Origin of the sequence: Niallia sp. FSL W8-1348 (assembly GCF_038006745.1) — a bacterium.
In the GTDB taxonomy this organism is placed as follows: Bacteria; Bacillota; Bacilli; order Bacillales; family Cytobacillaceae; genus Niallia; species Niallia alba.
The window spans coordinates 3,805,047-3,819,098 of record NZ_JBBOVV010000001.1; the positions used below are offsets into that span (position 1 = coordinate 3,805,047).

The 14,052-nt window shown below is 34.5% G+C and carries 12 protein-coding genes; 9 read left to right on the forward strand and 3 right to left on the reverse strand.

The features are described 5' to 3' along the window. Window positions 1-177: 177 nt before the first annotated feature. Window positions 178-360, forward strand: a complete 183-nt coding sequence (locus NST60_RS17995) for a sporulation protein Cse60 (RefSeq protein ID WP_016202853.1) — start codon at window positions 178-180, stop codon at window positions 358-360. A 408-nt stretch (window positions 361-768) separates the two neighbouring features. On the opposite strand, the gene NST60_RS18000 is transcribed toward NST60_RS17995, so the two are convergent. Beyond that, window positions 769-2,037 carry a BaiN/RdsA family NAD(P)/FAD-dependent oxidoreductase gene (locus NST60_RS18000; protein ID WP_341099648.1) on the reverse strand — a complete coding sequence of 423 codons (1,269 nt, stop codon included), beginning with the start codon at window positions 2,035-2,037 and terminating at the stop codon, window positions 769-771. 298 nt (window positions 2,038-2,335) lie between these two features. Between NST60_RS18000 and NST60_RS18005 the strand changes: the two genes are divergently transcribed. After that, window positions 2,336-3,961, forward strand: coding sequence for a putative polysaccharide biosynthesis protein (locus NST60_RS18005; RefSeq protein ID WP_101730622.1), 1,626 nt, complete (start codon window positions 2,336-2,338; stop codon window positions 3,959-3,961). A 50-nt stretch (window positions 3,962-4,011) separates the two neighbouring features. Further along, a complete protein-coding gene (locus NST60_RS18010) occupies window positions 4,012-4,752 on the forward strand; it encodes a pseudouridine synthase (RefSeq protein ID WP_101730623.1) in 741 nt (246 codons plus the stop codon). 118 nt (window positions 4,753-4,870) lie between these two features. On the opposite strand, the gene NST60_RS18015 is transcribed toward NST60_RS18010, so the two are convergent. After that, entirely contained in the window at window positions 4,871-5,092 is a 222-nt protein-coding gene (locus tag NST60_RS18015; protein WP_016202849.1) for a DeoR family transcriptional regulator, read from the reverse strand. 527 nt (window positions 5,093-5,619) lie between these two features. Next, entirely contained in the window at window positions 5,620-6,078 is a 459-nt protein-coding gene (locus NST60_RS18020; protein WP_016202848.1) for an NUDIX hydrolase, read from the reverse strand. Window positions 6,079-6,257: 179 nt separating this feature from the next. On the opposite strand from NST60_RS18020, the gene pepV reads away from it, so the two are divergent. The 6 genes from pepV to NST60_RS18050 all read left to right on the forward strand — a co-directional run bounded on the left by pepV (window position 6,258) and on the right by NST60_RS18050 (window position 14,051). Then, window positions 6,258-7,676 carry a dipeptidase PepV gene (gene pepV, locus NST60_RS18025; protein ID WP_341099654.1) on the forward strand — a complete coding sequence of 473 codons (1,419 nt, stop codon included), beginning with the start codon at window positions 6,258-6,260 and terminating at the stop codon, window positions 7,674-7,676. A gap of 26 nt (window positions 7,677-7,702) precedes the next feature. Further along, window positions 7,703-8,557: a D-amino-acid transaminase gene (dat, locus tag NST60_RS18030; RefSeq protein WP_328019603.1), complete on the forward strand. Its 855-nt coding sequence runs from the start codon at window positions 7,703-7,705 to the stop codon at window positions 8,555-8,557. A gap of 479 nt (window positions 8,558-9,036) precedes the next feature. Next, window positions 9,037-9,603 (forward strand): RNA 2',3'-cyclic phosphodiesterase, encoded by a 567-nt coding sequence (thpR, locus tag NST60_RS18035; RefSeq protein ID WP_341099656.1) that lies wholly within the window; start codon window positions 9,037-9,039, stop codon window positions 9,601-9,603. Window positions 9,604-9,638: 35 nt separating this feature from the next. Beyond that, complete coding sequence (locus NST60_RS18040; protein WP_341099658.1) at window positions 9,639-10,610, forward strand: nuclease-related domain-containing protein; 972 nt, start codon at window positions 9,639-9,641, stop codon at window positions 10,608-10,610. Between the two features lie 58 nt (window positions 10,611-10,668). After that, window positions 10,669-12,819 (forward strand): type I pullulanase, encoded by a 2,151-nt coding sequence (pulA, locus tag NST60_RS18045; RefSeq protein WP_412986012.1) that lies wholly within the window; start codon window positions 10,669-10,671, stop codon window positions 12,817-12,819. A 458-nt stretch (window positions 12,820-13,277) separates the two neighbouring features. Further along, the gene (locus NST60_RS18050) at window positions 13,278-14,051 is read left to right on the forward strand and encodes a phosphotransferase family protein (protein WP_341099661.1); all 774 of its coding nucleotides are present in this window, start codon (window positions 13,278-13,280) and stop codon (window positions 14,049-14,051) included. Window position 14,052 lies beyond the last annotated feature (1 nt).

Sequence of the window (14,052 nt, forward strand, 5' to 3'; positions counted from 1 at the left end):
GGAGGCTTAAGCTTAGCCCCACGGAAAGCGAAGTGTATTCCGGCTGCGGATAATAGCAACAAACTTTACGAAAACAGCCAAAAAGAAAGTTAAAAAACATCCAATGTAATTGATTGAATAGTAAGAATTTTGTCTATCCTTTACTTATAGGGTACAAAACAATAGGGAGAGAAAAATATGATAAAAGTGAAGCTATTTGATCAAGAGCATGAGAAAGATCTAGAGCTACAGATGAATAAATTTTTACAGAAAATAGATGAGAAAAAACTAATAGATATAAAATATAACGTGGCAGCGATGCAAGAGGATGAAGAGGAACAAATCTACTGCTTTTCCTCTATGATCATTTATAGAACATAAGAAGCTGGGACATAAGTATTTTCAACCAAATAACCCCGAACGTTATACGTACATGCTAAGAAAAATTCGTATAATCGTTGGGGGTTTTATTCATTTTAAGAAAGAAGGTTTGTGGTGATCACCCGCAACTTGAATACACTTCGCTTTCCATGGGGCGAGCGCCAAGCCTCCTCGTTCCTGCGGGGTCTTGGACTTTCTCGCAGCTCCCATAGGAGTCTACGTGTATTCAGGCTGCTTCGTATTTCTTACTAATTATATTTTCTTTTAAAAAAATGATGGAACGAAACAACCTTTAAAAACGAAGTGAAATGGAGTGTCTGTAGCGTAATGGAACGAGTTGGTTTCGCTACTAAATGAGAGATTGTTCGTCTTTATCTATTATATATTTTGTTCTGTCCCAGCCTTTCCTTAAACATTTTTAGCAACAAGAGCAGCATTCACACCAGCTAGCTTACCTGTAACAAAAGCGGAAGTAATATTGTATCCTCCAGTATATCCATGAATATCTAGTATTTCCCCACAAAAGAATAAACCTTCCATCAATTTTGATTCCATTGTTTTAGGGGCAATTTCCTTAATAGACACACCACCACCTGTAACAAACGCCTTTTCTAACGGTAACGTTCCGTTAACATTAAAGGTGAATGCTTTACATAGAGCAACAAACTGTTTTATTTTATCTGGAGAAACAGTTGCACATGTTTCTGCTGGATCAATAGTTGCTAATTCCAATAAATATAGTAAAAATCGTTCGACCAAAAGACCTTTTAATGTGTTTTTAATTGCTTTTTTTGGTTCAGCCTTTAATGTAGCCATTATATCTTGAAAAAGCAGTTCTTCTTTCGTATCAGGGAAAGAGTCAATAGAGACCTTCACTTCAGATGAATTCCATTTTTTCTGTGCTTTTACAACAAATTGGCTGCAACGTAAAACAGCTGGTCCACTTATTCCGAAGTGGGTAAAAATCATATCCATTTGATGGGTAATGATTGGTTTTCCTTTTGGATTAAGCACACTCAATCCTACATTTCTTAATGAAACCCCTTGTAAGGTTTTATTTTGAATAAATGCTTCTTTAGAAGTGACTGGTACTTCTGTTGGGAAAAGTTCTGTAATAGTGTGGCCTGCTTTTTTAGCCCAAGCATAGCCATCTCCTGTAGAACCAGTATGAGGAACAGACTTTCCACCGACCGCGATAATAAGTGATTTACATGTTATTGATTCTCCATTTTGTAAAATCACTGTTTTCGAGTTATTTTCATGATAGTTAACTGTCTTAACAGGGGAATTTGTTTGAATAGTTACACCTAATTTGTCTAATTCACTTAATAAAGCATCTACGACTGATTGGGCCTTATTAGAAACTGGAAACATTCTGCCATGATCTTCTTCTTTTAAAGCAATACCAAGATTTTCAAAGTAAGTGATAATATCTTCGTTGCTAAATTCGGAAAACCCACTGTATAGAAAACGTCCGTTTCCAGGGATATGTTTAATGATTTCCTCTATTGGCAGCCGATTTGTTACATTACAGCGACCGCCTCCTGAAATAGCCAATTTGCGGCCAAGCTTATTTCCTTTATCAATAAGTAATACCTTTGTCTTTTGCTCCGCTGCTCCAATTGCAGCCATTAATCCTGATGGTCCTCCACCGATCACGATTACATCATATTGCATATTACATCCTACTTTCTTGAAGAAGTTTCATTTTTCTTTGTTATTTTTTGTTCCATAGATGAAAGGAATGTGTGGTTTAAGCTGCTTCTAGATTGCTTATTTCATCCTAAATCTAGCATCTAGTGGTAACTTGTCCTTTTAAAAGTAGCGTTTCTATTTAAGAAAGGGTAAACTACTAATAGTGTGTTAAAAAATGTTCATATTTACTTGTGATCAAATATATTTTATTACCTGTTTTCGTGGTAAAATACTTACTTATGTAACGTTTTAAGAGAGCTTCGTTTAAGGAAGGGATTTTATGTCATCAAAATTGCTTAAAGGCACATTTATTTTAACACTTGGGACAATTATATCCAAAGCGTTAGGATTATTTTATGTTATACCATTTAATATGATTGTTGGAAAACAAGGAACCGTGTTATATCAATATTCTTATGTAGCTTATACTATTGTAATAAGTATTGCAACAGCTGGTATTCCATTAGCTGTAAGCAAATTTATCTCGAAATATAATGCAATGGGAGAATATAAAGTTGGGAGAAGGCTATTTAAATCAGGATTAATGATAATGTTAGCAAGTGGGGTACTATCTTTTCTAGCTTTATATGCAGTAGCACCTTTTCTTGCTGAAATTATTATCACAGATGATGATTTAACTTCAACTGTTGGTCAGGTAACAACTGTCATTCGTGCAGTAAGCTTCGCGTTAATTGTTGTTCCATTTATGAGCTTAATCAGAGGGTTTTTTCAAGGGCACGATGCGATGGCTCCTTCTGCTGTGTCTCAAGTCATTGAGCAGATTGTTCGAATTGTTTTCTTGCTTGGTGGCTCGGCAATCGTTCTATACGTGTTAAATGGCAAGCTCATAACAGCAGTCAGTATTTCCGTTTTTGCTGCATTTGTTGGTGCAATTGGCGGCTTAGCTGTGCTTTTATTGTATTGGCGAAAAAGTAAAGGTGAGTATGATGACCTTTTATTAAACGATCGAGGTACGCAAACAGAGCTTCCTTTACGTTCTATGTATAAAGAAATAATCTTGTCAGCAGCTCCATTTGTATTTGTGGGATTAGCTAATCCATTATTTCAATTAGTAGATACCGTTACCTTCAACCGAGCAATGAGTAGTATCGGATTAACTGCTATTTCTGAAACAGCTCTAAATATTTTTAATTACCAAACACATAAAATTATTATTATTCCAGTATCACTAGCAACAGGATTTTCGATGGCGTTAATTCCGATGATTACTAGAGCTTTTATAAAAGATGATCAGTCTGATTTAACAACAAACTTAAATCAAACTTTCCAAGTTTTATTATTTATTACTTTACCTGCGTGTATTGGTCTTTCTGTTCTTGCTGAACCTGTTTACCGCCTGTTTTATGGAACAGAAGATATTCTAATGGGGGCAGAAGTATTAAAACTATATGCTCCAGTTGCGATTCTTTTTTCTCTTTACCCGGTAACAGCCTCCATCCTACAAGGATTAAATGAGCAGCGCTTTACGATACTAAGTTTATTGGTAGGTATTTTAATTAAATTAAGTTTAAATATGCCATTTATTGAAAGATGGGAAACAAATGGTGCTATCCTTGCGACTACTTTAGGATACACGGTATCTATCTTAATCAATTTAGGGGTAATCAAAGCATATGCTAATTATTCCTTTAAAATTGTTATTCGAAGAAGTATTTTAATTGTCGGATTTTCGATTATGATGTATATCGTGACAACGACCGTATATCGATTGCTTGAATTATTCTTATCTACCGAGTCTGTATTCGCTTCTCTTCTAATGGTTGTGATTGTAGCAGTTTTAGGTATTCTAGTTTATGTTTATTTAGCTTTCCGCTCAAAATTAATCTATCGCTTATTTGGAGATCAAGCGCGACGACTAAAGCAAAAACTAAAACTTCCGTTTTAATTTAGTACTCTTTTTAAAAGAAATGAAAAGAAGGATAGGGTTGAGTTTACATGCGAATTGATAAAATGCTCGCTAATTTGGGCTATGGGAGTAGAAAAGAAGTGAAAATGCTCCTCAAAAATAAAGCAGTCAAAGTAAATGATGAAGTAATAAAAGATGCAAAATTTCAAGTCGATCCAGAAAAAGATGAAGTATCTTTATATAATGAAATCATTGAATATAAAGAGTTTATATATTTAATGATGAATAAACCGCCAGGACTTATTTCCGCAACAGAGGATACAAGAGAAGAAACGGTGATAGATATTTTGCAAATAGAAGACTCTGTGTATAATCCATTTCCTGTTGGTAGATTGGATAAAGATACGGAAGGGTTGCTTCTCTTAACGAATGATGGGAAATTAGCACATCAACTACTATCGCCGAAAAAGCATGTCCCTAAAACCTATTTTGCCGTAATAAGAGGAGAGGTGGGAGAAGGCGATATTGCAGCATTTAAAAAAGGCGTTGTTTTAGATGATGGATATCTTACGAAGCCTGGAGATCTGGTTATTTTGAAAGCGGGAGAAACCTCTGATATTGAGTTAACGATTTCAGAGGGGAAATTTCATCAAGTAAAAAGAATGTTTGAAAGTGTTGGAAAAAAGGTCATTTATTTAAAACGGATTTCAATGGGACCGTTGGAACTCGATGAATCACTAGAATTAGGAGAATATCGGGAGTTAACAGAAGAGGAAGTAGAATTATTAAAAAACTATCAAGTTAATAGTAATATTAGTGAAAACCATTAAAATTTCACACAACAAAAACCTCACTAAGGCCTTTTAGCGTAAGTTTAAAAACTGAAAGCCTTACAGTGAGGTTTTGTTTTATTATACAAGTTTAAAATCTCGGTTGTTTCTAATTGGTTTAGGATGTCATTTTCACTTTTTTTCTAGTTGTTGTCCATTTTCCACGACTTGGACTTTGAACCAAGTCATTATAAGCTAACACATTCAAATCTCTTTGAATCGTTCGCGGAGTAATACCAAATTCCTCCACTAGCTCTTGTGTTGTGACAGTTCCACGCTTACTAATAAACATGTAGACGGATTTGATACGGTTTAACATCCGGTTAGTTGAAGGTTTCAATAAACCACTCCCTATCCTTTTTTCAAACCTTTGGCAAATTCCAGCGACCGACAGCTTATTTGAAGAACAAATTCTTCAAGCGTATGTAATTTTCTTTTCCACAGACAACCCCTTTTCAAATGGCTAAATAGTGATACATTCAATAGAATGATATTCTATATAAATATTGTACCCCTATTTACTAATATATTCTACATTATTTGCGTTAATTTACAAAATATTTGCTTATTTACGTATGTATTTACCACCCCCTGTAGGGTTTCTTTACATTCATCATATGGGATATACGATTATGATATGAATAAAAATGTAAAAAGGTTATAAATAAATTTTATTTCCCCAATTTTATGTTTGGTAAACTAAATTAAAAAAGTTTTTTTGAAAGAGCATGTTCCTATTAACCCGCAGCCTGAATACACTTCGCTTTCCGTGAATTTGTATTCGAGCTGCTCATTGTTCTTATAAACTTTTTAATTTCCTCTGCAAAAGTAGTATCAAAAGGATAAAATTTTTTCTTCTCTCTAACTTTATACTATTGAACGTATTTTAAAGTCCTCTATCATTCTACGATGGCTGCCGACCATTTTTTCTGGTAGGTTGTGTAATGGGAAGAATTGCAGGCTGAATGATTCTTCGTGATTGTTCTCAAGTTTTCCTTCATATTCAGAAGTACAGTAGGTAGTTGTGACCGTATAAAAAGGATCTCCGTTTGCAGCAACAGCAAAGTAATCTTTTCCAGAATAAACGGATAGTAATTGAAGATTTGTTACTTGAAGTCCTGTTTCTTCGAATACTTCGCGCTTCGCCGTTTCTTCGGTGCTTTCTCCTATTTCCATTAGTCCACCAGGTAATCCCCAAACATTTTTTGGATGCTTTCTTTCTTGTAAGAGAACTTTCTGGTCCTTATCTAGTAGAATGACAACTGCTCCAACAAGAATAAGAGGCATCTTGCCAACAAGTTTTCTTAAATCTTCTATATATCCCAATTAAATACATTCCTTCCACATGCTAGATTAACTATAGTATAGCTTTGTTTTTAAGAAAAGGTATACTATACTTAATGATAATTTAGTGAAATGTGGTTTTAAAGGTTTTATTTTTCATATAAAGCGTTTTATGATATGTTTTTCCTATAATATATTTATAAGTTTGCAAGGAGGCAGCCATGAGTTCAATTGATTGGTTAAATGAAGTACATAATCGTAAAGACAGCTTTATTAAGGATTTGCAGGGACTTTTGCAAATTAGGAGTGTATTGGACGAAGAAAATGCAACAGAGGATGCACCTTTTGGAAAAGGGGTGAAAGAGGCATTAACCTATATGCTATCCTTGGGAGAAAAAGATGGTTTCGTTAGTAAGAATGTTCAAAACGTTGCTGGCCATTTACTTTATGGTGAAGGTACTGAGAATGTTGGTATTCTTTGTCATGTGGATGTTGTACCAGAGGGAGACGGATGGGCAAGTGATCCTTACAAGGCAGAGATTCGCGATGGAAAAATTTATGCCAGAGGAGCATTAGATGATAAAGGTCCTACAATGGCTGCATACTATGCGATGAAAATTGTGAAAGAGTTGCATCTTCCATTAACAAAAGAGATACGAATGATTATTGGAACAGATGAAGAAAGTGATTGGAGATGTGTAGAAACATATTTCAAGGAAGAAAGTATGCCTACGATCGGATTTGCACCAGATGCAGACTTTCCGATTATTTTCGCGGAAAAAGGGATAGCTGATTTTGACATCGTTCAGAAATTTTCAGGAGAAGCAAGCAATTCGGGAGAAGTGAAAATTCTTAGTTTTTCTTCGGGAAGAAGATATAATATGGTCCCAGACTTTGCGCAAGCCATAATAGAAGTGAAAGAAGGCGAGCAAACCGAGATTATTCAACGCTATCAGAATTATTTAAAACTAGAGAATGTGCCTGGACGTTATTTGGTTGATAATGGTGATTTGGTATTAGAATTAGAAGGGGTGTCAGCACATGGTCTGGAGCCTAATAATGGGGTTAATGCTGGATTAAAACTTGCTGATTTTCTTGTAGAATTAAAGCTGGATGAGAAGGCGATTCATTATTTTCAATTTGTGAAAAAATTCTTTGTGAATGATTCTAGAGGGAAAAAACTCGGTATTAATTACGAGGATGATATTACAGGTGAGCTAACTTTAAATGCCGGTATATTGGATTATCAAGCAAATCGTGGTGGGAAAATAGGACAAACAGTACGTTATCCTGTTACAAATGATATGGATAAAACAAAAGAGAAATTAACGAAGTTATTAACAGAACATAGTTTTAGCTTAGAGAACTTCACAGATTCAAAACCACATTACGTAGAAAAAGACTCAGAATTAATTCAAACGCTGAGTAAGGTTTATGAGGAACAAACGGGAGAAAAAGCGAAACTTCTATCCATTGGTGGAGGAACGTATGCAAGGTCACTAGAAAAAGGGGTTGCATTTGGACCGCTTTTTCCAGGAAGAGAAGATATTGCTCATAAAAAAGATGAGTATATGTTTATCGAGGATTTGTTGAAAGCTACCGCTATTTATGCACAAGCAATATATGAATTGGCTAAATAAAGAGATCACTTAAAGGAGAAGAGAAAATGAGTACGGTGTTAATGAATGGGGAGTTTATACCAAGAGAAGAAGCAAAAGTAGATATAGAAGACAGAGGATATCAGTTTGGCGATGGAATTTACGAAGTAATCCGTGTGTACAATGGTAAAATGTTTATGGCGAAAGAACATCTTGAGCGTTTATCTGCAAGTAGCGAGAAAATAGGCATAGCTACTTCTTATTCCATCTCAGAATTAACAATTTTATTAGAAGAGTTAATTGCGAAAAATTCATTAAGCACCGGTATCCTTTATATGCAGTTCACAAGAGGCGTAAGTCCACGAAATCATAGTTATCCAGAAACTGTTGCACCAGCTTTTGTAGCTTATACTAAACCATTGTCGAGACCGCTTGATAACCTAGAAAATGGAGTAGGAACGATTACGGTAGAAGATATTAGATGGTCTAGATGTGATATTAAAAGTTTGAATTTGCTTGGAAATGTCATGGCAAAACAGAAAGCTGCAGAAGCAGGATGCTTTGAAAGTATTCAGTATAGGGATTTATCCGTAACGGAAGGTAGTTCTTCTAATATCTGGATTGTTAATGGGGATAAGATTCGGACTCATGAAGCAAATCAATTTATATTAAATGGGATTACAAGACAGAAAATTATTCAATTATGTGAAGAAAATGGGATAGAAGTGGAAGAAAAGGCATTTTCTATTGAAGATTTAATCGATGCGGATGAAGTATTCTTATCTAGCACAACTGCTGAAGTAACACCAATAACTGCTGTAAATAATGTTCCCGTGAAAGAAGGGAACATTGGGGAAGTTACAAAGAAACTACAAGATTTATTTGTTGAGGCTATTGTTGGGGAGTGCGGACAGATTAGCTAATAAGGAATTCAGTACTAGGAAATAAAAAATAAAAGGAGTTGTTTCAAACTGGTTAATAGCTAGATTTTGAGACGACTCTTTTTCTTTTTTAAAGAAAAATAAGGTATATTAATCATATAGATTTCGAAAACATAGATATAAATACGGTTAAAATTAATAGGATAGGTTATATAATAGAATAAAGTTAGAGATCAGGGATTGGCCATGGTGTCTAACTTTATAAATACATTTATCTTTAAAAAAAGCTGTTTTCTAAAGGATTGTTATTTTTTCAATCGGAAAAAGAATTAGTTGGAAAAATGGAGCAGCCGGAATATACGAAGACGCCACGGGGTTAGCGAGACAGTCTGAGACCCCGGAGGCGAAGCTGAGGAGGCTAAAGCTTAGCCCCAAGGAAAGAGAAGTGTATTCCGGCTGCGGGTAATCGCAACAAACTTTACGAAAACAGCCTAAAAAAAGAGGCAAGAAGGAAAAAGAATATGAAAAATACAATTCCTCATTATTTTATTGGTATTAAGCCAGATGTTCAGGTTATGAATGAATTAGAAAAAATGAGTAAGGAGTTACAACAAAAATTCTCCTTTAAAAAATGGGTACATCCTTTAGATTATCATATTACCCTTGCATTTTTAGGAAGTGCCTCTAAGGATAAAAGGGATAAGTTGCAGACACTTTTAAAACAGTCAGTTCTAGCAAGTGATGAATTTCCATTACATATTGAACAATTAGGTGTTTTTGGTCAGTTCCAAAGTCCGAGAATTTTCTGGGCAGGTATGAAAGAAGAGAAAAAATTATTTGATCTTAGAAAACAAGTTTTTGAAATCTGTATGCAGGCAGATTTTCAGCTGGAAACAAGACCTTTTCATCCACATTTAACGCTGGCAAGAAAATGGGATCAAAATACCATGTTTTTGGAGCAGATGTTAAAGGAATACAGCCTACCAGAAGATTTAATTTTTATGGTGGAGAGCATACATTTATTTCAGACCCATATAGAGAAAATACCTAAATATGAAATAATCGAAAGCTATTCCTTTAAGGATTGAGACAACAGAAACATTGTAATATAGGGGGAAAAAGTTTGGCGCAATTAATAAAATTGCAAGATTATGTGTCTAGGTATGAGCAGAACATTGTCTTGTATCCATCACGCTTTGCTCGTTTAAAAAAACAACAATGGATAGGATTAAAAAAAGCATTTGAAACAAAGGACAGAAGTCTCTTTTACATGGAGAACGAACGGGAAGAAGACTGGATGATAGAAAGACCTTCATTTCTTGAACGAGTTAAGAAAACAATCTTGAATCGTAATAAGATGGAAGAAGCAGAGTTGACTAATGAAAAAGAAAGGGAAGAAAAAGAAGAAGTAGAAGAATTAAACTTCGATTACGATGCAAAAAAATATAGCCATCCAAAAACATTAGATGAATTAAAACAGCAATTTCTTAATCAATTATTCGAATTTCAGCTGAAATGGGCTAGTTCAACGCTTACGGAAATATCAAAAGTGACTAAAACGCTTTATTATGATGATTTATTAAAGTACTACTTACAGAGATTTCCGGATACGTTCTTAGTACTTTATCAACCGCTGTTTCAGCTGAAAAATGCACCTGTTGAATTAGATACGATTATTATTACACCAACAGATATTTGGTGTATTCATGTGTTAGAAGCAGAGAACTCAGCAGTATTTGTTGGTTCGAATGAAAAATTTTGGGTTAAAAAAAAGAGAGATAAGGAGAAAAAGATACTTAGTCCTGTCATATCTATAAATAGAACAGAAACAATTGTTAAGAGTATTTTAGATAAATACGACATTACATTACCTGTTCATAAAGTAATCCTTACAAGAAATGGTTATGTTGATTTTCCATCTGCACCTTATGATTTGAAAATTGTTGAAAAAAGAAATTATGAAGAATGGTTTCACAAAATGAGAAGTCATCATTCACCCATTAAGGCAATTCAATTAAAAGCCGCAGAAAGCTTATTGCATTATGGTTTGACGAATTCAAAAAGAAGATATGAATGGGATACAGAGGAAACATAAGAAATAACGGGGAAGATTTAGAATAGATACATTTTCATAAGAAAAGGGAGTGAGGGATTTGCTGTCGATAAGAAGAAGTTTCTTTGCATATTTAGATGAAATGTCATTAATTACTGTTCTACTTCCCTATTCATATTTTCATGGGGAATCTACAGCCTTTTTATTAAAAGGTGAAAAGCATCCTATTAATCTTGTGATTGAATCAAAAGAAAAAATGCAGCATTTCGTTAAATACAAATGTCGTTTAAACGAAAAGATACAAATTGGCCAAAAATATGAGGTGGAAGATGGAAATAAGGGGATAACAGATTTACAAATAGGTGCTGTTATCAGAACACCTTCCTTTGATGAGGAATTTTATTATGATGGTCCATTAGGGGTAGATTATTCTTCGAATCAGCGTACTTTTTATCTTTGGGCTCCAACTGCACAACAAGTGAAGTTAGTGTTGCAATCTCCAGACCTATCAAATAAGGAACGAACAATTGTAGAGATGGAAAGGCAGGAAAAAGGTGTTTGGAAAACAATCTATGAGGATGAGGTGGAAGGATATTTTTACAGTTATCTAGTGCTGATTAACTTAGAATGGAAAGAAGCAATAGATCCGTATGCAGTTGCTGTTTCTGTTAATGGAGAAACAGGAGTGATTGTTGATTTAAATAAAACGAGAAGACAGAAACCTGTATTGCCAGCTCTAGACCATGCAGTCGATAGTGTAATATATGAAGCTCATATTAGGGATTTAACAATCCATCCAGATAGTGGGATTCAGCAAAAAGGAAAGTATCTAGGTGTAACAGAATTAAATACTGAAACGAATAAAAAGAAGCCTTCAGGCCTGTCCTATATCAAAGATTTAGGTGTTACCCATATAGAGTTTCTCCCAGTACATGACTTTGAAGAAATTGATGAATTAGAGGTATTGAAAAAGTACAATTGGGGATATAATCCTTCCCATTATAATGTCCCAGAGGGTAGCTATTCAACCGATCCCATTGATCCCTATGTAAGAATTAATGAACTAAAAGAGATGATTTATACTGTACAAGAGCAAGGAATTCGTGTCATATTAGATGTTGTTTATAACCATGTTTATAAAAAAGAGGATTCATCTTTTGAAAAAATTGTACCAGGTTATTTCTTCCGATATGACAAGTATGGAATGCCATCAAATGGAACGGGAGTAGGGAACGACATAGCTTCTGAAAGATCTATGGTGAGACGCTATATTGTGGATTCTGTCCGTTTTTGGATAGAAGAATATCAAATTGATGGATTGCGTTTTGATTTAATGGGGATTCTAGATTGCCAAACGATGAAGGAAGTACGTGCAATATGTGATAATGTCGATAAGAGCATATTAATAATTGGGGAAGGATGGGATCTTGCAACCCCTATAAATCATGATGAGAAGGCAATTATTGCTAATCAACAGTTACTGCCAAGGATTGGACAGTTTAATGACCAATTTAGAGATAAATTAAAAGGAAGTACCTTTGATATATACGATCGAGGATATGCGCTTGGAAATAAGCAATATAAAGATGAGATCCCTGAATTATTAGCTGGAAGCATTGGAACCTATAAGGATAAAGGGATGTTTTTTGAACCTGGTCAATCTGTAAATTATGTGGAATCTCATGATAATCATACGTTATGGGATAAGATTGATATATGTTTTTCTAATGAGTCAGCAGAAGAGAAGATAAGAAGACATCGGCTTGCAACGTCTCTCGTACTTCTTAGTCAAGGGATACCTTTCTTGCATTCAGGGCAAGAGTTTTTTCGAACGAAGTATGGTGTGGAAAATAGTTATCAATCACCAGACGAAATTAATCAGCTAGATTGGAATAGAAAGGATCAATATCTAAATAATGTTGAATATATAAAAGGCTTAATTTTATTAAGAAAAAGGAATAAAGCCTTTCGACTTCAATCTGTAGAAGACATACAAAGACATGTAACGATTAATCAGCAATCCAATGATATAACCCAGTATCTATTACATGACTTACAAGGCTTTAAGGATGAATGGGAAACCATCCTTGTATTGATTAATGTAAATGATTCTGCCGAAGAAGCATATTGTTCTGAAGGGGATTGGAACATAATTGTGGAAGACGGTGTGGTATATCAGGATGAATATCCAAGTGTTCACGGAGATAGAATTATGATGAATCCTATTAGTATCACGATACTCGCCAAGTAATAGGAGCTTGGCAAGTATGCTGATATATTTCCTGAATATTTAAAAAACAGTGAGCGATTGTCCTAATAGAAGAATCTAATAAAAATTTAGCAGAAATATTCATTTTAACCGGAGATTCACTTGACTAAAAAATGAAATAAGAGATAATATTTAAATGAGAAACTTTCTATTAAAGATATGTATTTAGGTGAAATTTAATATAAAATGATTGGAAATATTGGATACATAGTATAATTGTATGGATACTATGTCCTTTTTCTTTTTTATCTCATTAAATTTTAGGCACATATGTGCTAATGTGAAGATAGATTGCTTTACGATGAGTGTAAATTTTCTATAGTTGATGAATAGCTAATAACCATTTTTGTTTGTTCTTCCTACAAATTTAGGACAAAAAAGACTCAAACAGGAATTTCTCATCTTTTTTTTGGAGCATAATATATAGTAGGTGAACAATTTTGGAACATTTATTAGGGCAAGATTGGGAAATAACCCCTGCAGGTGGAGAAACAGGCGAAGCCTTTTTTGCACAAAATAATGGACAAAAGCTTTTTTTGAAGCGGAATTCTTCTCCGTTTTTAGCTGTGCTTTCTGCAGAAGGAATCGTCCCAAAACTTGTTTGGACAAAAAGATTTGAAAACGGAGATGTTTTTACTGCTCAGCAATGGCTGATTGGTAGGGAATTTGGTCATTCCGATATGAAGGATGAAAGAGTAACCATGTTACTTAAGAAAATTCATACCTCTAAGCCTTTATTAGAGATGCTCAAAAGGCTAGGTAAAACGTCTTTTCATCCTGATATGATTTTGACAGTTATAAAAGCAGAGATAGACGATGAATTAAAAGAAAACGAGGATATCACACGTTATATCCAATTTTTAGAGGATAATCTTCCATTTATGAAAACAACGGAGCATGTTGTATGCCATTGTGATGTTAATCATAACAACTGGTTGCTCTCTGAAGACAACCAGTTGTATCTAATTGATTGGGATGGTGCGATGATTGCAGACCCAGCAATTGATTTAGGAATGTTACTTTATTGGTATATTCCAAAGAAAGATTGGAAAAATTGGTTACACACATATGGGTATGAACTAACAGATCATTTATCCTTACGAATGAAATGGTATGTTATAGCCCAAACCATCAACTCCATACGCTGGTACAAGAAGAAGGGGCGTTATAGCGAGATGGAAAGATGGATGCAATTTTTACATGATATTGATTAAG

Coding starts and splice junctions, on each gene's coding strand:
- NST60_RS17995 (WP_016202853.1), top strand. CDS start 178: ATGATAAAAGTGAAGCTATTTGATCAAGAGCATGAGAAAGATCTAGAG.
- NST60_RS18000 (WP_341099648.1), bottom strand. CDS start 2,037: ATGCAATATGATGTAATCGTGATCGGTGGAGGACCATCAGGATTAATG.
- NST60_RS18005 (WP_101730622.1), top strand. CDS start 2,336: ATGTCATCAAAATTGCTTAAAGGCACATTTATTTTAACACTTGGGACA.
- NST60_RS18010 (WP_101730623.1), top strand. CDS start 4,012: ATGCGAATTGATAAAATGCTCGCTAATTTGGGCTATGGGAGTAGAAAA.
- pepV (WP_341099654.1), top strand. CDS start 6,258: ATGAGTTCAATTGATTGGTTAAATGAAGTACATAATCGTAAAGACAGC.
- dat (WP_328019603.1), top strand. CDS start 7,703: ATGAGTACGGTGTTAATGAATGGGGAGTTTATACCAAGAGAAGAAGCA.
- thpR (WP_341099656.1), top strand. CDS start 9,037: ATGAAAAATACAATTCCTCATTATTTTATTGGTATTAAGCCAGATGTT.